Source organism: Proteiniclasticum sp. C24MP (genome assembly GCF_043951855.1).
Lineage (GTDB): Bacteria > Bacillota > Clostridia > Clostridiales > Clostridiaceae > Proteiniclasticum.
In genome coordinates, this window is record NZ_JBINJW010000011.1 from 33931 (window position 1) to 55682 (window position 21752).

Annotated in this window: 14 protein-coding genes; all 14 read right to left on the reverse strand. The window is 45.7% G+C overall.

Features of this window, described 5'->3' with window-relative positions; genetic code table 11:
- Positions 1–11 precede the first annotated feature (11 nt).
- Complete coding sequence (locus ACHAL6_RS09170; protein WP_395270253.1) at positions 12–3080, reverse strand: PAS domain S-box protein; 3069 nt, start codon at positions 3078–3080, stop codon at positions 12–14.
- Between the two features lie 300 nt (positions 3081–3380).
- Positions 3381–4133 carry a hypothetical protein gene (locus ACHAL6_RS09175; RefSeq protein WP_395270254.1) on the reverse strand — a complete coding sequence of 251 codons (753 nt, stop codon included), beginning with the start codon at positions 4131–4133 and terminating at the stop codon, positions 3381–3383.
- Between the two features lie 38 nt (positions 4134–4171).
- A complete protein-coding gene (locus ACHAL6_RS09180; RefSeq protein WP_395270256.1) occupies positions 4172–5611 on the reverse strand; it encodes a hypothetical protein in 1440 nt (479 codons plus the stop codon).
- 13 nt (positions 5612–5624) lie between these two features.
- On the reverse strand, positions 5625–6821 hold the full coding sequence (locus ACHAL6_RS09185) for a type II secretion system F family protein (protein WP_395270258.1): 1197 nt from the start codon (positions 6819–6821) through the stop codon (positions 5625–5627).
- A gap of 11 nt (positions 6822–6832) precedes the next feature.
- A complete protein-coding gene (locus tag ACHAL6_RS09190; RefSeq protein WP_395270260.1) occupies positions 6833–8497 on the reverse strand; it encodes a GspE/PulE family protein in 1665 nt (554 codons plus the stop codon).
- Positions 8498–8517: 20 nt separating this feature from the next.
- Positions 8518–8838 (reverse strand): type II secretion system protein, encoded by a 321-nt coding sequence (locus tag ACHAL6_RS09195; RefSeq protein WP_395270262.1) that lies wholly within the window; start codon positions 8836–8838, stop codon positions 8518–8520.
- Positions 8839–8846: 8 nt separating this feature from the next.
- Positions 8847–10046: a hypothetical protein gene (locus ACHAL6_RS09200; protein WP_395270264.1), complete on the reverse strand. Its 1200-nt coding sequence runs from the start codon at positions 10044–10046 to the stop codon at positions 8847–8849.
- 86 nt (positions 10047–10132) lie between these two features.
- A complete protein-coding gene (locus tag ACHAL6_RS09205) occupies positions 10133–10582 on the reverse strand; it encodes a type II secretion system protein (RefSeq protein WP_395270266.1) in 450 nt (149 codons plus the stop codon).
- Between the two features lie 432 nt (positions 10583–11014).
- Positions 11015–11767: a prepilin peptidase gene (locus ACHAL6_RS09210; protein WP_395270267.1), complete on the reverse strand. Its 753-nt coding sequence runs from the start codon at positions 11765–11767 to the stop codon at positions 11015–11017.
- An 18-nt stretch (positions 11768–11785) separates the two neighbouring features.
- Positions 11786–12847, reverse strand: coding sequence for a type IV pilus twitching motility protein PilT (locus ACHAL6_RS09215; protein ID WP_395270268.1), 1062 nt, complete (start codon positions 12845–12847; stop codon positions 11786–11788).
- 82 nt (positions 12848–12929) lie between these two features.
- Entirely contained in the window at positions 12930–15269 is a 2340-nt protein-coding gene (locus ACHAL6_RS09220) for an EAL domain-containing protein (protein ID WP_395270269.1), read from the reverse strand.
- Between the two features lie 317 nt (positions 15270–15586).
- On the reverse strand, positions 15587–17998 hold the full coding sequence (locus ACHAL6_RS09225; RefSeq protein WP_395270270.1) for a diguanylate cyclase domain-containing protein: 2412 nt from the start codon (positions 17996–17998) through the stop codon (positions 15587–15589).
- Positions 17999–18060: 62 nt separating this feature from the next.
- Complete coding sequence (locus ACHAL6_RS09230) at positions 18061–20337, reverse strand: putative bifunctional diguanylate cyclase/phosphodiesterase (RefSeq protein ID WP_395270271.1); 2277 nt, start codon at positions 20335–20337, stop codon at positions 18061–18063.
- Between the two features lie 21 nt (positions 20338–20358).
- On the reverse strand, positions 20359–21558 hold the full coding sequence (locus tag ACHAL6_RS09235) for a diguanylate cyclase (protein WP_395270272.1): 1200 nt from the start codon (positions 21556–21558) through the stop codon (positions 20359–20361).
- Positions 21559–21752: the final 194 nt, after the last annotated feature.

Sequence of the window (21752 nt, forward strand, 5' to 3'; positions counted from 1 at the left end):
AATGGTCTTTCTCACCCTAACACCTGATCCACAAACAGGTCAACGATCACAGGATCAAACTGCGTACCTGCACAGGATTTCAGTTCCGCTACAGCTTCTTCCTTGGTGATGGAAGTTCTGTATCCTCTGATTCCTGTCATGGTCTCATAGGAATCTGCCACCGCAATGATTCTGGAGAGCAGAGGAATCTCTTCCCCTTTCAGTTTTCTGGGATATCCGTTTCCGTTGTACCATTCGTGATGACTGAGTACAATTTCAGCCAGATGCTTGTAGTCATCCACTTCTTTCAGCAGCTGGTATCCGATTTCAGAATGCTTTCTGATCTGGCTGATTTCTTTATCGGTAAGCTTTCCGGCTTTCTGAAGTATATCCTTGGACACCATGACTTTCCCGATGTCATGAAGTCTAGCCGCCAGTCTGAGGTCTTCAATCACATTCTCCTTGAGACCCATCGCCATGCCCAGCTTCTCAGCATATTCCGTCACTTCTCTGTTGTGCTGGAACATTTCATGATTCTTCCTGTTCAGTTTATTGAGCAGCTTGTCAATGGTCTTTCTCTTGATGGTCTGCCCGTATCTCAGCTTATTTCGATACATGTTGTTGTCCGCTTCCGTGAATACGTCATCAAAATCTTCCTCTGCTCTTCTCATGACGGAATATCCTATGGCAAGAGATACGGAAAGCGAGTCCACTTTTGTCTTGGACGCAAGAGATACGATTCTGTCCTTCAGCGCTTTGGCCTGTGCTCTGTCGCTGTTGGGAAGAAGGAGGATGAATTCATCTCCCCCAGTTCTGCAGACCACATCTTCCTGTCTTGTGACTTCCTTGATGATTGTCGCAACCTCTTTCAGAAGCTTGTCTCCTGTGGCATGACCAAATGCGTCATTGGTGAGCTTCAGCCCGTTGACATCCACCACCATCACCGTCAGGGGAAGGCTCAGGATATCGCTGATGCTTTTCACGGCTTCATTCAGATACCTTCTGTTGAAAAGCCCCGTCAGGGCATCGCGATAGCTGAGGTCTTCGATGTTCTTCATTTCCTCTCGCCTTCTTGTGATGTCCTTGAAGATGACCACTGCACCGATGATCTCATTCTCACTGCCAGTAATCGGTGCTGCACTGAGCTCGATGAACACTTCTTCATGTCCCTTTGTGAGGAGTCTGTAATCTTCCACCAGCTCCACCTTGTTTCTGCTTCTCATGCTTTCCCGGGCTATGTTTGTGAAATGATTTCCATGCTGGTCATGGATATGGAGTACCTCTTCCAGAGGTCTTCCTTTGGCTTCTTCCTGAGTCCAGCCCGTGAAGGTTTCAGCCATATTGTTCATGATGACGACATTGCCGTAGGAATCTGTCGATATCACAGCATCCGCAGCAGAATGGATCGTGTTTTTGAAAAGATCCTTTTCAATGAGGAAGTAACTTTCCAGCTGCTTTCTTTCTGTGATGTCTCTTATGAAATGGATGAGTTTTCTTTCTTTTCCTTCCAGTGTGGAAACGGAAACTTCCACATCGAAGATTGTTCCATCTTTTTTCCTGTGGCGCGATTCAAAGAGTTCAGAACCCCTTTCATAGATTCTCTGCGCTTTTTCTCTGGCGCTCTTGGCATCTTCCATGATGGTGTGTTTCATGATGCTCATCCCGATGAGTTCTTCTTTTGTGTACCCGCACATACCGCAGTAGGCTTCATTGACGTCGATGATCTTCAGCTCTTCATCCAGTGCATAGTAACCGTCTCTCGTGGTTTCAAGGACAGTTCGTAAATACAGCTCTCTCTCTTTCGTCTCTTTTTCAGAAAGAACCTCTTTCGTGATGTCTCTATGATTTCCGAAGATACCGATGAGGTGTTCCTGATCATCATACAGGCACATGTAGTCCCCGGCGATAGCAATCTCTTTTCCGTCCTTCCTTTCCTTCTCGAACACAACCCTCAGGTTGCTTTGATCAAGAAGAGCTTTCAGTTCTTCTATGCCTTCCTCAGGATCACACAGAATACTTGCCGGCACTTTCTCATTTCTGATCTCCTCTTCCGTAATGCCGTACAGGTCCAGAAGTGCGGGATTGATTCTGTTGATTTTCAGATTCCTGCAGATCTCTTTCAGCACCTGATCCCGATTGTTCTCCGGAACTTCTTTCCAGGATACCGGGTGATCAAGCATCAGAAAAAACTTCGCATTGTTGGACTGGGTGAAATAGATGTTGAGCCACATTTCATTTTCCGCCAGTTTATCTTCCGCAAGTTTTCTTTCTGTGATGTCTCGACTGATGCCCAGAAAACCGGTGAGTTCATTATTCGGTCCCCAGTAAGGGGTCTTCAGCGTTTCAAGAAAGCTCTTGGTTCCATCCGAAAGCGTAACCCATTCTTCGTTTTTACGTGGGGTCAGATCCTTGAGAATCAGTGCATCCTTTTCTCTGAATAAATCTGCTATGGCATCCGGATACAGATCATAATCTGTGTAGCCTATGATTTTTTCTTTCGGAAGATTCAGCAGTGCAGCGAAATTGTTGTTGCATCCCCTGTAGTAACCATCCACATCCTTGAAGAAGACCAGATCATAGATGGAGTCCAGAAACCGGTTGATGGGGCTTTCGAGGTCCTCCAGTCCCATGAGCATATCACTGCCATACTTGGTTTTCATGTCCTTTACTACGGAGTGTGCTCTCTGCTCTATGCCACGATCGGGAATCTTCATATCAAACGGCTCATCGATATAGGCCGACAGTTTGAGAAAACCCGTTGTACCGATAACTTCTCCTTCATGGTCTTTCATGAGAGAAATCATTCCGGAAAGCACGGTTTCCTTTCCACTCTTCATCAGATAGATCAGATCCTGATTACCAGGCTCTTTCCCGCTTCTGACCATGCTCATGATATTCTGGTAGGTCTTATGGGATTTACTGCTGAGAACAGAAAACAAGCTCCTGCGCTCAACCTGGGCAGGAGAATAACCCAGAGTATCTCTCCAGGCTTCGTTGGTATAGATGAGATTACACTCTAAATCAACGGATTGAATCATTGTACTTGAGTAATCCATTATATTCTTATACGTGAAACTGGTAGTAAGATCTGCTCTTTCCATTCTGTCCTCCCGATATATCCGGTCATGTTGTGAACACATGACACTGAATCAACCTCAGCTTGTTAAAATATTAATGATGCTTATTATATTATTATAATTTATTCATTCTATCCATTCAATCTTATATGGATAATATACTTCATAATTTTCATCAGCACCTTCTATAGTGTATCCGTCATGCATTAAGCTGGGATATGAATCCTTCTGATGACTATTTTCAAGAGGAGCCTTCTTTCTGCAAGAAGACTCCTCTTAACATCTGGTTTTTGAAAGCCGTTCTTTCAGTCATCACCACCGCCATTAAGGTGCAGCGGTTTCCTCAGTCGCTTCATTGTCTGCCGGATCCGGCTCCTCTTCTACCCTCTGCAGGCCTGTCCCGACTTCAAACAAGGATGCAAGGTCGGAAAATCCGACGCTGTCTACATAAAAACTGTACTCCTCATAAGGTATGTCTGATGATGCCAGTCCTCTTACATACTGCCTGAATGTGACATCAGCGCGAAGCGCTCCGTCTTCGCTGTTATAAAGGGATACATTATCCACCGTCAAGGCCAGAGGCGAAATGTCATCCAGATCCTCAAGAAATTTCATGATCTTTGCGCTGCTTCCCCTGGCGGTAAAATTCAGCGTCAGTGCAGAAAGGATATCTTTTTCCTCTTCTACCATGTTCTCATCTTCTTCGGTCTCACCAGTTTCTTCGATCAGAGCCGCATCACTGAAAGACAGATAAAGCGGTTCCACTTCCTGGTCCAGAGAATAGGTATAGAAATCATGAATGACCTGCGGATAGTCCACATGGTCTGGAACCATCTCCTCGAAGCCTTCCACTTCCGCTTTAAGAAGTTCGATTCTGGTTTCCTTCTCATCGATGGCTCTTTCATTGGCCAGCATGAGTTCCACTCTCAGGAGCTTCTCATCATGTTCCATGGCTACATCATCCACACTGCTGATTCTGGGTATGCCTACAAAAAATATGAGCGCAATGTTCAGAAGAAGGAAGAGCAGCACGATAAGAAGCTTAATCTGAAATGTCTCGTTTTTAAGCCTTTCCATAGCAGAAGCCTCCCTTTACTGGTATTAGTCGTCTCATTCTACAATCCATCTGCTTCACCGTCACTTCCACCGTCCGCTTCTTCGGGCAGCATGGGTTCCTCGGCCTTATAGACCACATTGAGCTGCAGGTACTCCTGCGTGTTGTCCATGCTGAGTCCGCTTACTTTCACCGGTTCGAAGAGTCCTGTACTGTTGAGTGCCAGCACGACCCTGGCTGCATCCAGCGTTCGACTGTCCTCATTACCGAAGTAGAAGCTCACATCGATGCCTGTCTTGTGTATGCTGATGGAATCAATCCTTGCTTCTCTGGGCAGACTTTCACTGAGCGCAGTAAGATATCCGATGTAGTCAGTGTTCTCTGCGTAAATGTTCCGAAGCATGTCCGCTTTCATCTGTAGTTCTTTTTCATTGGCTGTGACTTTTCTCAGAATCTCATTCACCTCAGCAATACGATCTTCAGGCACTTCTACCAGTTCGGTATGATAGAAGGATTTCATGTACTTCTCCAGAAGAACAAAACCTCCCTGAATCAGCATGGTTACAAGCAGCAATGCACTGACCAGTCTGATGGCACTGTTTCTTCGATTCGATCTGATATACTGACCACGTGGTGCCGCGTAATTGATTTCCTTGTTGTAGATCAGTCTGTTTGCCGGATAGACACCAAGAAGCCATGCTTCTTCAGGCTGAACACTGCCGGATAAGCTGTTGTCCTTTGCCGCATATACTGGAAGATCCAGAGAACCGACTTCGCCCTCATAGATGGACTTCATGGATTCCTTCAGTCCTTCTTCATAGCGTCTCTCCGCCTGCACAATGACTTTATCGATGGTCTCCCCGAAATACTGTCTGGAATAGAAATTCAGATAATAGCCCATGTTTTCAAGGGTGGCCTCCGTAGGTTTCCCTTCCGATTCCTCGTAATCGAATGCGGTATGAAGAAAAACATTCTTTTCTCTTTCAATATGAATCCAGGCTGAACTACCCACTACTCTAACTATGGCTATGCCTTTTCCGTCTTCTTTCTGCACGATATTCATAAGAAGCCCAGGCATGGCAGAGAGCGTTGTCAGCCTGATTCTGTTTCTCCTGAAGAGCGCTTTCACTTCCTCCAGCTGCTCCTTCTTTGATGCACTTAGCATCAGATGGAGCTCTTTCAGTTTTCTGTCGATGGATGTGATCCGGTAATCCACTTCAAAATCGTTGGGATCCAGCACAAAGTATTCATTGATGTTGTTTGATACAAAGCTTTCCACATCTTCACTGTATAGAAGAGGAGATGTGACGCTCTTGACTACAGTCTCACGGTCTTCGATGACTGCTCTTGCGTATCTGATCTTATGCTTATTCAGAAACTGCGTAAAAGTCTCATCATCCTTGTAACGGTGGTAGTCCAGTACAGACAGGCTTTTCCCTGATTTCTCCAGATAATAGGCATCTATTCTGTTTTGCGAAAAATATACGATAAGTTCTTTCATTCCTTGCTCCCCTTTATCCGATCCCTTGAGACATATTTAATATTGGAACAGCGATCGCGATGACGATGAATCCGACCACACCTCCTATGATGATGATCATCACAGGCTCGATTTTCGCCACAAGTTTATTCAGGGAATATTCCACTTCTCTGTCATAAATTGCAGCCAGTTTGTAGAGCATTTCATCCAGCTGCCCCGTCTCCTGTCCTACTCTCATGAGTCCATAGACCATCGGATCAAAAAGCTTCTCTTCCTGAAAAGCATCAGACATGGTCAGTCCGTTGATGATTCTTCTGATAGCCTGATCAAACCCCTTTTCGAGGTGACGGTTTCTCAGTATGTTTTTCGTGGAATCCAGTGCTTCAAGCACCGGTACACCGGATTTAAGAAACACACCTAGACTTCTTGCCATACGGGAAATGATCACCTGCTTGCTTAAGATTCCTATGACCGGAAGACTCAGTAGCAGACTGTCTTTGAAGATCACAAATCTCGGATTTCTCCAGAGAATCATCAGCATGATGACAAACAGAACCGCAATCCCGAAAATCAGAAGCGTGTTGTTCTGGAAGAATCCGGTCATGGCGAGCAGCATTCTGGTGGCCACAGGCAGGTTTTCCATATCCGAGAAGAGATCCGCAAAGGAAGGCACTACAAAATACACAAAGAAGAGTATCGTTGCGAGCGTAGCCCCTACCAGTATCTTAGGATATACCGTTGCAGTCTTCACCTTGTTCCTGATGGCGATATCTCTCTGGTAGTACTCTTCCATGTTGAGAAGAATGTTATCCAGTTCCCCTGTTGACTCCCCCACCTTCACCATATCCACGATAAGCTGAGGAAAATCTTCTGTGGCTTCCATGGATGTGGAAAGAGACTCTCCTTTTCTCACGTTTTCCAGAATCTTCCCGTAGACCTTTCTGATTTCCTTGTTAGTGGACTGCTGCTCCAGGATTTCAAGGCTCAGCATGATATTCACCCCTGATCTGATCATCAGCGCCATATGTCCGCAGAAGTTCACCAGTTCCTGATCACGGAATCTCTTTTTCGGGGTGAAGAGATCTCTTGGTTCTTCCTTCTCTTCTATACTGATTGGTGTCACATTCAGATTTCTGATTCTTTCATTTACAGTAACGGGGTCAGGTCCAAGCATGGTCCCTTTGACCATCTGACGATTGGTATCCCATCCTCTATATTTATAAATCGGCATACTCCATCCCCCTACAGTGTTGTTCTCATTAGTTCCTCTATGGTGGTATCTCCTGCAAGAACCTTGGATACGCAGGATTCCTTGAGGCTTTCCATTCCGGATTTCATGGCATATCTTTCAATTTCAAGATCGGACGCATCTTCCACAATGAGTCTCTTGATCTCATCATCCAGTTCCAGCACCTCAAAAACCGCAACTCTGCCCTTGTATCCCTTCATATTGCAGGAGGGACATCCCACGGATTTCTTCAGCATCACATCTTCTGTGATGCCCAGGATCTTCTTCTCGTGAGCAGATGCCGGCTCATTCTTCGCACAGACCGGACAAACCTTGCGGACCAGTCTCTGTGATATGACACCTGCAAGTGTGGAAGCCAGAAGATACGGCTGAATATCCATATCCTTCAGTCTGGAAATGGTGGAAACCGCATTGTTGGTATGGATGGTGGAAAACACCAGGTGACCTGTCAATGCCGCTCTTATGGAAATCTCTGCAGTCTCCTGGTCACGAATCTCCCCGACAAGAACTATGTCAGGGTCCTGACGAAGAATGCTTCTCAGACCATCGGCAAAAGTGAATCCGATCTTGTTGTTCACCTGCATCTGATTGACGCCTTCCAGATTGTATTCCACCGGGTCTTCTATGGTGACGATGTTCTTTCGGACATCATTGACTTCGTTGATGAAACTGTACAGCGTTGTCGTCTTTCCTGATCCGGTGGGACCACACATAAGAACGATGCCGTAAGGCTTTCTTATGGTCCTCTGGATGATTTCATTCTCACGTTCCTTGAACCCCAATCTGGACAGGTTCAGCAGGGCATCATCTTTGCTGAGCAGTCTGATTACGATCTTTTCTCCATAGATGGTCGGCACAATGGAGACACGCATATCCACGAACTTCCCGCTGGCTCGATAGAGAAACCTTCCATCCTGGGGTATTCTCTTTTCCGATATATTCATATTGGACATGATCTTCACGATGCTTACAACGGGCTCCAGGATCTGGATATCCGAACGGAGAATTTCTTCAAGGAATCCGTCCACACGATATCGAACCCTTATTTCCGCATCTTCAGGTTCAATGTGCACGTCAGAGGCTTTATAGATAATGGCATTTTCCAGCACTGTGTTGATGAACTGGATAATAGGTGCATCCTGATTGAGCTCTGTCTCCAGTTTTTCCACCTGGTTTCTAGACATGACAACGGATCTCTGGAAAACCTCTGCCGCTTTCTGGGCTTTTTCCTTGTCATAGTATTTTTCAATATTGCGCAGAACCTGATCCTGAGAAGAAATTGCGGGCTTAATGACGTATCCCGTCGCAAGACGGATGTCATCAATGGCAAAGTAGTTGGATGGGTCACTCATGGCCACCAGGAGTTCTCCGTTATCCAGTCTTACAGGTACTGCAATGTACTTTCTCGCCAGTTTCTCTGGAAGAACTCTTATGACTTCCTGCTTAATATGAATCTCATCCAGGTCAAGCATGGGGATATTCAGCTGCCTTTTGATGGCAGTGAGGATTTCGTCATAGGAGACCATTCCCTGATTGACAAGGATGTCCCCCAGCTTTTCTTCCGTCTTTTTCTGTATATCCAGTGCCAGCTTCAGCTGTTCATCGCTGATCAGCCCTTCCGAACTCAGTATTTCTCCTAGCCTTTTCTTAACTGCCATGGTTACCTCCGCTGTTTGTATTATTCAGAACTCTTGTCCTTATACTTAAAATAGTCAATAAACACATCCGGTTCTACCGTCCCAGATGCTCTGTATTTATCCATGTCGATTTCGATGATATCCTCTTCTATGCGGAATGTCATGCGTCCCACACCGCTGCGCTCCAATGAATCATTTTCGATTGCAGATTGCAGTTCAAATAGCTGTACCGAATCATCCTGTCCCGATTTCACATTATTCGAGCTGATCATGAACAGCGGTAGAGCAGAAACGGCGATTAATGCCACGATAGAGATTGCAATCAGAGCTTCCAGCAAGGAAAACCCCTTTAATTTTTTCATATACTCACCTATTCCCATGGATTTGAGTTAAACTCAATCACTAAATCGGATAGTTCATCATCAATCAGATCTGATGGGATTTCTGCACTGATCCCTTCTGATTGAACAATGCCATTGTTCAAGTATTGAATTGAATTGGCTGCCAGCACGCCGGTGAATACTGCGTTGTTATTGATCTTGAAGCTGTCAACAATGGCTACACCAGTGAAATCAGATTGGTTTTTCAGTGCAGCACCCGCATTGGGTGCATATAGAACACCAGTGAAATCAATGCTGTTATTCTCACTGATGATATGATCTGAACCGTTATACATCAGCACAAAATTATTGGAATCGTCATTGACAATCTCAGGCTTGCCATTTTCAGCCATCATCAGATGTTCCCGGACAAATAAATAGATTTTTTTATTGTGCGGATTATTGATTCTTATGGAACCGTCTACGATTAGAGTCCGGACCGCAATATACACGGAGTCATCTTTATTTATGAAGTTATTGATATTGATCGTCAGCGTATCCTTTTTATCGATGTCAATGGTGTCATAGAAAGCGTTCTGATCAATATTGACTGAGCCAGCCGTTAGATTTCCAGTCATTTCTCCTTCAGGAAAGTTCTCAACGACAGGATAATCCATTTTAGTTTTTTCGATAACATCCTCTTCAGATATATACTGATGCTGGCCACTTGGGGGATGCACTATACCTGTCGAATACTCATTGTCAATTAATATGACCGTGTTGTCCCCTGACACTTTAATGGAACCGCTTTTTCTGTAATGCAGGTTCACTGAGACCTCAGCTGCATGTTTTTCTCTGGTTGCCTTTGAAAGAATCGTAATGGTATCTGCACTGACTGAATCCACCCTGATCTCAAGCTTTCCATCATATTCAAAGTTCTCCAGCTCCATCTCAATGAAACCTTTGCCAATAATACCATCAATGAAGGACATCGTTTTTTCATTGTACGTGTCAGGATATACGTCTTTATACGTATCCGGAAGATCAACAAGATACTCCGCAAAAGTGTCTGCACCGGATTTCGCTACATAATAAAGTTTAGATCTTTCCACTTGACTTCTGCTTTGCGTGATCTGAAATCCACCAACTGACACAAAGGTGATCCCTAACAGCATCAATACCGAAAAAAAGATCAGCACAACAGGTAAGATTATTCCATTCTGTTTGCAGTGTGCATTTTTCTTCATCATAACCTCCCGGGTTGTATTGATAGAAGTAAGACCACTTCGCTAAGTTTCTCACTCATCGAAGTGGTCTTTTAGCCACAATAAAAGTATTATTCTATTATTGTACCATCAGCAACAAAATTCACTTTTAATCTGTCTGAAAAAACATACACTGTAGAATCAGTTGCTTCTGCTGTTGCACCAGCTTTTTTAGCAATTGTCGAAGGAGATGCTCCATTAAGGATTTCCACCTTTAGTACTCTTACAGACCCATCAGCATTTGATCCATCTAATTCAAAGGCAGCATTCTTTGTTTTATTTCCTGTAAGTCCAGCTAAGTCTAATTTAGTAATGTCTCCATCAGCATTGTTCTGTACGTAATAGGTAAGATCCGCAGTTTCAACCGACTTGATTTCAGCTAATACTGCTGTAGCCTTACTGTCATTGATGGCACTTAATGCAACTGGTGTAACCACCGCAGCAAGTACAGCAATAATCGCAATTACAATCAGCAGTTCAACCAGTGTAAAACCTTTTTGTTTTTTTCTTAGTTTAATCATTTTAATAACTCCTCTCTTTGTAAGCTAAATAAAAATAGAGTTTTGTTTTCAATGTCAACAATTCATTAAAGAATGATTCTAAATCATCATAAGATTCTTTAATTGAATCTACATTAACGCCAAAAATTTCACTCCAACTATTTATCCAATGTTTATATTCTAGCACTGAAATTTCTATATATCAAGCTGAAAATACACTATTCAACAATATTTTCACATCCACAAACCCTTGAGCCTCTATGTTTTAGGTAACCCCTACCCTAAGCCGGTTTCAGGTCTTCATTTATTATCGTCAGAATTTTTATATGCCTTGATTAAAAATCAAAAACATGATCCAAGGATGAAAATCTTGCTTCTTACATGTCGAAGAAAAGTTTAATATCTGCTATTTTTATTATGGAAATATGAACAAAATTGAAAACGGGATTTCATCTATAAATCAAACAGACTGAAATAGAGATCAAGAAGTTCCTGCCCGATGAACAAGGCCATAAAGAAACCCAGTATGAGAAGAGGACCGAAAGGGATTCCTTCCTTTGCGTGTTTCTTTTTTCCTGCGATGAGAACCGCCGCAACACCCCCTCCTACCATACTGGTAAGAAAGAATGAAACCACAGTCTGTACGGGACCAAGGACAATCCCTATAAGTCCCATGATCCAGATATCTCCCATGCCCATGCCTCCCTTAGTCAGGAAGATCACAAGAAGGATGAATATCATGGCAGAGAGCCCCGTTAGAAGAAACGGTAGGATCTCGATCTCTCTACTAGCTCTTTCCAGAATAATCAGCGCTGCCAGAACCGCTCCAGGCAGAAGGGTTGAAAAATAGACATCCATGGTATCATAGTCGATCATGGCGATGATGATCATCACAGAAGAAAAGAGGCTGATGAGCACCGCCTCTAGTCCTGATCCGAATTTGAGATAAGCCATAAGATAGATCATTCCATTCAACCCTTCAATCAGTGGATATCGGATCGAAATCTTCTCGCCGCAGGAAGCGCATCTGCCTCGTAAAAACAGATAGCTCCATACCGGCACCAGATGTTTCGCTCTGATTCTGCTTTGGCACTTTCCGCAGGTGCTCGGTGGGTAAGCGATGCTGATGCCCGCTGGCACACGATAAATCACGACATTGAGAAAAGAACCGATGATCAGACCGTAGATGAGAAATAAAAATAACAATTCACTTTCCTCCTGACTCTACTTCAGCAGTCCTGAAAGCTGCTTTTTCATGGCTTCAGGATCCTCTGCATAGCTCACTGCCGTATCTCTTGTGATGATTTTCTCTCTATAGAGCTTCAGAATCGAAGTATCCATGGAGATCATGCCGGATGAAGCCCCTGTCTGAATCGGCATCTGCAGCATATGCGCTTTCCCATCCCGGATGAGATTTCTCACTGCTGTGGTGCCGGTCATGATTTCAAAAGCAGCAGCCCTGGAGTTTCCATCCATCCCAGGCACTAGCTTCTGTGAAATCACCCCTTCCAATACCATGGAGAGCTGAACCCTGATCTGAGCCTGCTGATGAGGCGGAAACACATCAATGATACGATCCACCGTCTGAGCGGCACCGGATGTATGAAGGGTCGACAAGACAAGGTGTCCGGTCTCAGCAGCCGTGAGCGCCGTGCTGATGGTATCAAGGTCTCTCATCTCACCCACCAGGATCACATCGGGATCCTGCCTCAAGGAAGCGCGAAGGGCCTGCCCGAACCCCCGGGAATCCCTGGGAATTTCCCGCTGACTGATGAGTGATTTCTTATGAGGATGCAGATATTCCACCGGATCCTCCAGCGTGATGATATGAAGCTCCTGCTCTTCATTGATCCTGTCAATGATGGAAGCAAGTGTCGTGGATTTACCGCTGCCCGTGGGGCCGGTGACCAGAACAAGCCCTTTACGGAGTTTCGTGAAGGTCTCCATGACAGCTGGAAGCCCAAGCTCCTCGAAGGATGGAACTCCATCTCCTACCATCCGGAAAGCGGCTGCATAGCCCATCCTTTCCCTGAATACATTGACCCTGTATCTTCCGTTTTCATCTGCATAGGAGAAATCCGTTTCTCCTTGGGTCAACAGGATCTTTCTTTCCTCTTCAGATAAAAGCTCCTGCACCACCCTATCCATATCCTCCACCTGAAGCGCCTCTCCCTCCAGAGGAAGAAGTCTTCCATGCAGTCTCATGAGGGGATATGACCCCACCGCCAGATGCACATCAGACGCCTTTTTATTCGTTGCTGTAGCAAGGATTTCTCGAAGATTCATCTATTTCCTCCAGTTGCTTGTGTTTTCTGTCATCTTTGTGTCTCTTGCAATTCAGGCTATGCTTTCATCGCCTTCGCCCTATCTAGTAGACGGGCTCCCCGTCGACTTCGTCCGATCCGGAGTCCTCACTGGTTATGATGGGAAACTTCCTTCTCATGACACGGACCCAGCAGTTGTTCGGACTCGCGATGAGGGTAAGACTGGCTTCCTCGGGCTTTGCGGGTCTGCCGCAGATATAGCCTTGAACGCAGTCGCAGTCCGCATAGAAGAGATACTCCATCTGAGACTCCAGCTCCACACCTTCGGCCACCACATTCAGCCCCAGCCTGTGCGCCAGAGAGATAATGTCTCTTGTGATATACTCGCTGGTATCGCCAGGGGATATGGGGTCGATGAACGCCTTGTCGATCTTCAGAATATCCACATTCAGCTCCTTCAGGCTTCTCAGCGAGGAGTAGCTGGTTCCGAAGTTGTCCAGCGCTATCTTGAAGCCATGATCTCGTATTTCCTGAAGCTTTTTATTCATCTCCTTGAAATTATCAATCAGCACGGATTCCTCGATCTCCAGAATAATATGTTCTCCACTGATTCCTTCATGCTCGGAAATCTGAAGGATATCCTTCAGAAAATCCTCATGAAGGAGCTGAATGGCCGAGATATTCACCGAAACACGTACATGACTGTATCCTTTTTCAAACATCTTCTTCGCGTATCTTGATGCCTGGGCAAAAATCAGATTGCCAAGCGGTATCATGAGATTGTTTTTCTCTGCAATTTCAATGAACTTCTCCGGCGGCACTTCCCCGTATTTTTTGGAAGTGAAACGGGCCAGAGCCTCAAAGGAAGATACGGATCCGTCTCTCATGGATATGATCGGCTGATAGAGAAGATGAACTCCCCCACTGCTTTCATCACTTATGATTTCCTTCAGTTCATTGACGATCATGTCTTCCATCTGAAGTTTTCTGCCTGTGTGATAGGAGAAGAAGGCGTAATTCACTTCATCTTTCTCGCCTATGCTGGAAAGAGAAACCGACGCTTCCTTCAGAAGCTGTTCCATGGATTTTCCGTTCTCATCCATTTCCGTGATGCCGAATTTTATGTTCATGTATTCTATGGTTCCATGGAGATTGAAATGCTCTCTGGAAAGATTTGTCACTTCTTCCACAAGAGAAATCAGCTCCAGCTTGCTCTTGTATTCTTCAGCCAGAAGGATGAATTTATCTTCTGACAGGTTGAAGACCTGTACAGGATAGTTCACAAGCCCTGGAATGGTTCTTCCGATTCTTCCGACTATCTGGGCCGTGCTTTCATAGGGATTCTCGAACTGACGGGTCTTGTAGTGTATGTGTCTCACCAGAATCAGAGCCTTTTTCGTGTGATCTCCCAGATTCTTCTCCTCTGTCAGAATGGTTCTCAGATACTCCTCATTGGGCAGTTTAGTCGACTGGTCAAAATAGGCCAGATTCATGAGATTTCTGAAACGTCTGTAGGAAGAATTGAAAAGAAACAGAAGCGCGCCGTACACGAAGAACAGGATGACAAGACTTACACCGGTGAGTCTATTCAAAAGAGTTTCCGTTTCCTTCACGCTCTGCGCCACAGCCAGCGTCCCTTGACGTCCGTTTTCATGATAGACCGGCACAAAAACCTGATACACCTCTTCTTCTCCGATGGTTGCATAGGCACCACTCTCTTTTCCCGCTTCGACGCTTTCAATTACCGCCGGATCCTGAACGATTTCACCAATGCGGTCAGATTCCGTACTGGCAAGCACATGGTAGTCATTGTCTATGAACGTCAGATGCAGAAGACTGTTTCCATTCCGTATCATGTTGAAATTATTGATCATTTCAAAATTGTCCACAAAGGATTTGATGTGGTCTGCGGAAACCCCGATCTGAACAAATCCGCCGTTGTCCATGCGATAGTATCCGTATTTATATTCCAGATTGGAAATGGTGTTGGTTCTCACAGGACCTATAAAGCTCGTCAGGTCACTGACGTAGAAATCATATACCGGATGGCCCTCATAAACGCGCCATCCCACATTCTCCGGATAGGCGGAACTGACTACAACACCTGCCCGGTTGTAGACATCGATACTGTCCACATTCAGCTTTTCCGCCACCACGGCAAGATTCAGCCTCTCCGGGTACTGTGCATTGATGACGCCGTTTCCTGCTGCCTCGATCTTGTCTTCCATAAGTTCCGTCACCGCTTCGTAGGCCTGGATATTCTTTTCCAGCGTATGGGAATAGCTCTTGGCGGTATAGGTGGCATTTCTCACCATTTCATCCCGTACATAATCACTGAACGTATGAATCATGACAAAACCAACCAGCATGAAAACAATGGTTACTCCAACAAACGCCAATATATAGAGACTTAAATAAGTCTTGCTCACTTTCTTCTGACTCATCACGCTCACCTTTCCTTTCCCTTTCCCCTGAAAATCCTGACCCGTTTCGATGACTGTACGGAAGCTTCAGCTTCTGTGAAGCTCCCGTTGAGAGCCTCTTCGCCCGACGGATGAAAGCATCTGACAATCATGTCAGCAATCGCACCTCACATGCTCCTTTTACCATTTTAGCATACAGGAGCTGAAAAACCGTTATACTTCAGGTAAAAATTCATCCTCTTCTATATGTTTGTATATACCCGCTTGCAGCAGGCAGGAAAAACGGATGAAGCATCACGGCTTCTCCCCCTGCGCTTCACTAAACAGAGCGATACCCCTCAGATTCCGCTGACCTTTTTCTCTCTGATTTCCATCAGTATATCCACAAGGCTGCTGTCGAGAACTCTACCTGACTCCATTTTCATGACGGCAAAGGCTTCCTCCTCCGTGAGGGAGTCTGCACTGTATCCGGATGTGAGTCTGTCAAATCTTTCCGCCACCGCGATGATTCTTGAAAGCAGCGGAATCTCTTTTCCTTTCAGGCCCTTTGGATATCCCGACCCGTCCCATTTTTCATGATGAGACAGAATGATCCGGGCAAGCTCCATGGTTTCTTCGAAGGAATTGAGAATGCGATATCCGATGACGGCATGATCCCTCCTTGTGGGGAGAACGTATTTTTCCTCCCCTTCACTCATGAATCCGGTGATTTTACCGATGTCATGGATGTAAGCGGCATCCTTCAGTTTGGTCATCTCTTCTTCCGGAAGAGACAGCGCCTTGCCTATGACCTCTGCAATATGCACGGTGTTTTCAGCATGGACCCTTTCCTCTTCTCTTTGCATGATGATCTCCACAAAGGATTTCAGCTGCCTTGTGCTCTCTTCACTCTTTGTGATCGTTTTTTCCCTGTACATTTTCTGCTCCGCATCGTTCATGACACTCTCCAGTGAAGTCTCCGTGTTTTCCATCACTGAAAGACCCAGAGCTATGCCGCCCCGTACACCATGAAAGTCTTCTTCCCGGATGGAATTCGCTATGCGTCCCATGATGTCTTTCGCTTCCTCTTCACGGGTACTTCTGAGAAACAGATAGAACTCATCTCCACCCACTCTGAAAAGAAGATCTTCTTCCCTTGTGTGAGAGCGTATGATCTCGGCGATTCTTTTCAGGAATTCATCCCCTTTTCTATGACCGAAGATGTCATTGGATAATTTCAGTCCGTTGACATCCCCTACCACCACACTCATGGGCATAAACTTCTCTTCTTCTAGATCCGCACAGATTTTATCGAGATAGGTTCTGTTGTAGAGCCCGGTGAGTGCGTCATGATAGCTGAGATAAAGCACTTCCTCCTCCTGTCTTTTTCTCTGGGTGATATCGGAAAATGTCACAACAGATCCGATGATTTCTCCATTGTGAATCTGCGGATGTGCAGAATAACGAACAGAAAAGAAGCTTCCGTCTTTTCTGTAGAACACTTCATTCTCTTCCGTCAGAACATCTCCTTTCCCGATGGCTTCGTAGATCTGACAGTTTTCCCTTGCCACCGCAATGCCTTCTTTCGTGCTGTGATGAATCCGCTCATGGCAGTTTGTACCGATGACTTCACCTGCATCCTCATAACCCAGAAGATCCAGTGCGCTCTGATTGATGAACGTGAAATTTCCCTCCACATCCATACCGTAGATTCCTTCCGCGGAAGAGTTCAGAATCAGGCTCAGCTTGTCTTTATTGGAAGCCAGCCTGTGATTGGCCTGCTTCAGCTGCAGTGTGGTCTCTCTTCTTTCTTTCGCGTTCCATACCCCATTCATCAGAAGAGAAAGCTCTTCCGCATCATCGCTGCTGTACCCATTAGGTTTATTGGCTACCCCGATGACTGCCGTAACCTGACTTTCCATGATCACCGGTATCGTCATCATGTTGAATGGCGCCGCATCTTTTATGGGTTCTGCATCAGAAGACATCGTGCCGTTATAGATCATAGGCTTTCCGGTTTTCACGGATTCGCTCCACAGCCCCATTCTGTCGAGGCTGTAGATCATCTGAGCGGACTTTCTTCTGGATAGGACCACACCGTCTTTGGCGAAATTCTCAAGTGTGAAGAGGCGGTCCTCCTCATTGTAGAGATAAATATACCCATAGGTCGATTCCGTGAGCGCAAGCGCTTTTCTCAGCACATAGTCCAGCTGCTCATGGGAAGACTGGAAGTCCTTCGCCGAGACATCGATGAGTATCTCATTTCTTTTTATGATTCTTTCGCGTTCTTCCCGTCGCCTCACCGCTTCGGTGATGTCTTCAGTGTAGGCGCCGATTCCATTCCCGCCGTCAGGAAGGACCAGCGGGAATTTGTGCATTCTGTATGTTCTTCCCTTCCAGACTATATCCTGCTGAATTTTCTCACCGCTCTTTAGCACCTTCCTGTCCACTTCATGGAGTTTCTGCGCCATCTCATGATCAAAAATGTCCTCGTCCCTTTTGCCGAGAAAATCCGCCTTCTTCTTGCCTAAAAGAGCCGTATAGGCTTCATTCACAAGAAAATACCTGAGCGCTCCATTCTTTATGGACAGGAAACGCTCATCCTGATCATAAAAACGAAGCCCCATCTGCACATATCGCTCAGCTGTCACAAGCTTCCTTTTTCTCTTCTGATCCTTCAGCAGGAAATAAAGTGCAGGGACCGCAAGTAACGCCACACCAGGCAGCAGTTTCTCCCCATATTCAGTTATGATGCCTGTTATTGCCCACATATTCTCTCCCTTGCCACACTAGGCTCCCCTAACATGTCTTCCTCTGCCGGCGTCTGCTTCCCTTAGTCATTCTGATCTCTGATGTAAGTAAGCGTATCTTCTTCCAGCATGGGTCTGCTGTAATAGTACCCCTGAAGAACATCACATCCTTCACGGATGAGATAATCTCTTTCCTCTCTTGTCTCCACGCCTTCCGCCACGGTGGAAAGTCCGAACTTGTGCACCATCCTTATGATGTCTCCGGTGATGAGATCCGCCGGAACTAGCTGTGTGATCTTCCTGATGAAATACTGGTCGATCTTCACGGAGTCCACATGCAGTTCCTTCAGTCTCGCGAAGGAAGAGTATCCGGTTCCGAAATCATCTATGGATACAAGAAAGCCCATTTTTCTCAGGACTTTCAGTTTTCTGTTCACCAGCTCATAGTTGCTGAGAAAGACCGACTCAGTGATTTCCAGCTCTATGAAGGAAGGATCAATGGCCGCATTTTCAATGATATCCTTCACCATGGAAACAAAATCGTCCTGAATCACCTGAACAGGAGAAATGTTCACCGCCACCCGGATGCCATATCCTTCTTCCAGAAGCTTCTTCTCGAAGAGAACGGCTTTTTCCAGAATCAGCCGTCCTAGATCCGCCATAAGTCCGTTCTTTTCGGCTATCTGGATAAACTCCAGAGGCGATATCATTCCGTATTTTTCAGACTTCATTCTAGCCAGCGCTTCCAGACCGATGATGGTTTCCGTCTTTCCATCCATGAGGGGCTGATAGGCCAGCAGGATGATGTCTTCCACCTTGTTTTCTATGGCTAGTTTCAGCTCGTTTTCAAGGGCGGTTTCTCTTATGATATTTCTTTCCATGACTTCATCAAAGAATACGTACGGCTTCGGTGCATCCTCATCTGCATTGCTTAGTGCGATGAGCACATCTTTCAGCGCCTCTACTTCATCCCCGTACTTTTCTCCTATTTCAAGAGCCCCGAAGGCCAGCGTGTTGTATCTTTTTTCCGCAGCCCTTTCTCCCTGAAGCGGAATCACCTGACTCAGCTTCTCCATGATGTCTACCAGGGTCTCCTTGCATGCATAGTTTCTCACAAGCAGCATGAACTTCTCTTCCGAATACCTGAAAAGTCTTGCTCCTTCGATATCCTGGGCACTGATGTTCTTCGCGATATCCTGCAGGATGGATTCACTCTGCTTATGCCCCTTTGACATGGTGATTCTGCTGAATCTGGGCACATGAACCATGATGAGGGCCAGCCTGTCTCTGGAAGACTGCTTCAGCTCATATTTGAGCATTCTTCTCAGGTATTTGGCGTTGGGCAGCCTTGTGATGTCATCCTCATAGGCAAGGTCAAAGAGCTTTCTGGTTTTGTCGTTCAGGAGATAGATCATCAGAACCGCTGCCAGATAGATCATGAGCAGGGCCACCGTCATGCTGAGATTCAGATCTCTGATGGCGTTTCTCGTCGACTCCAGAGAAATGCCGATGAGAAGCGTTCCCGCCTCGGAACCGGAAAGATAGACCGGTTCATGAAAATCATGAAACTCCTCTTTGGGAACCAGCTGAAATTCACCGATGTCCAGTGTATTCAGAAGCGGCTTGCTTTCCTCGGTTTCCATGACCTGTCCGATGTCCTCTCCACTGCTGCTTCCAAGAACGATTCCTTCGGAGGAGATATACTTCACGTAGGCCACATCATCATGCGTCAGCATTTCCTCCAGGAGACTGTTCAGATGAAAGCCGCCGACCAAAGTGTTGATCTTCTGCGCATCAATCCCCACCTGAACGGTTCTTCCGTCTTCCATTCTTTCATATCCGTAGAGATAGAAATCTCCTGTGATGGTATTGGCTCGAATGGGCTCAATATAGAATCTCATGTCCGAGTCCATGAAGTCCCGCACAGGATGATCTTCTGGCGGTATCCACCCGACGAACGCCTCGATGTTCGACAGTTTCAGTACACCTTCCTGATCATAGATGTCTATTTCTTCCACATCCATCTGTGAGGACAGCGCAATGAGATCCTCATTCTGAAGATCCCGCTCAGTATTTGTGATGATGCTGGAAATCCCTTTCAGCTTATCATGGATCAGCTGCTCCACCACGGAGCTCGCTTCCACACTTTGACTCAGACTGTGCGAATATCCTTTGGCCAGATTCCTCGCATTGATTTCCAGTTCGCTCACATAATGATATTTTATTCCTTGAGAAAGAATAATCAGTCCCAGACACAGAAACACTGTGATCAGAAACATGGATACTTTTGACAGAAATCCCGCATCGCGGGGTTTCTGCATCATTTCATTGGCTTGTATGAGTATGTTCTTCTGGCTCAATGCTCTTCCTCCACAACTTCTCTAGCAGTATTCCTGAATCACCTGCACCTGGTTCCTTCCTGATTCCTTGGCTTTATACATGGCCTGATCCGCTGTCTTCGTGAGAACAGAGGAATCCATGGATTCTTCCCATTTTGCAACACCGATGCTGACACTGACCTTAAGTTCATCCTGCCTCTCTTCCAGCTCCGAGAGAATCCTGGCAGCCACTTTCCTTGTATCTTCCAGAGAGGTTCCCGGTAGAATGATGTTGAACTCATCTCCCCCGATTCTGGAACTGATGTCCGTCTTTCGCAGGTTCTTTCTGATGACGCCTGCCACATATTTCAGCATCCTGTCTCCAGCCTCATGTCCGTAGTAATCATTGATCTTTTTGAAGTCATCCACATCGATCATCATGACGGACAGTTCTCCGCCCCTTCTTCTCACTTTCCGGATGTGCACTTCCAGCTGCCTGTCGTGATGTCTTCGTGAATAGAGCTTTGTGAGATAGTCTTCATTATATGCATTGGAACGGTCTTCTATGATCTTGTAGGTATAGACCGTCACCAGCAGAATGATGAAAAACGCAACGGCCGTGATGACCTTGTCGACTCTGCGCATCAGATTCCAGACGGTCATGGTACCGATGTCCACACCCACAAACCCGATGACTTTCTCGTTTTGGTCCTTTATGGGTGCATGACCGGTGATGTACTTTCCCCAGCCCTCCCAGAGCAGCATTTCAGTACTGACAGTTCCTTTCCCTGAGAACACTTCTTTCTGATAGGCATCTATTTCTTCTGTAGTGCCCAAGGGCGAAAAAAGATCGCTTTCAGGGTCTTCTCCATCCAGCAGATACTGAACCGTATCCTCCGAAACTCTTTTCATGGTGTAAATGAAGGCTACATTCGTTTCTTTTCTGATTTCTCTGAATATACGCTGCATATTCTCATGGTAATGAGCATCATAGGCTCCTTCTTCATAGCCATCCGCTTCCGTGAGCGCCACGTAAGGCTCGATATCGGCTTCGATGAAGGATGCTGCGGTTACAGCGGTATTGACAGCTGTATATCTTAATTCTTCCACCAGGAGCCCCTGGACGCTTCGATGAATAACCAGTCCGATGCCCGAAAAGATCATCATCATCAAGAGAAGAATCGATAAGAATATTGTATATTTTCTAGAAGAGAGTAATGAGAATAACGGTTCCATCCAGGATGACTTTCTTTTCTGCTCCATGGTCGCTCCTACGCAAATTATTTCAAAAGTGATACGGAAAAAAGAGCTCAGTTCATTCCGCATGTGACCATGCGCAATCTCCTTTTCCATTTGGCCTTATTGATGTCTCGTTCCATTAAAAAATGCGAATTTTCAGTTAGCATCACTGTATTTTCTCCGATTCCTTGAAAAATACAATCACTTAATAAATATAT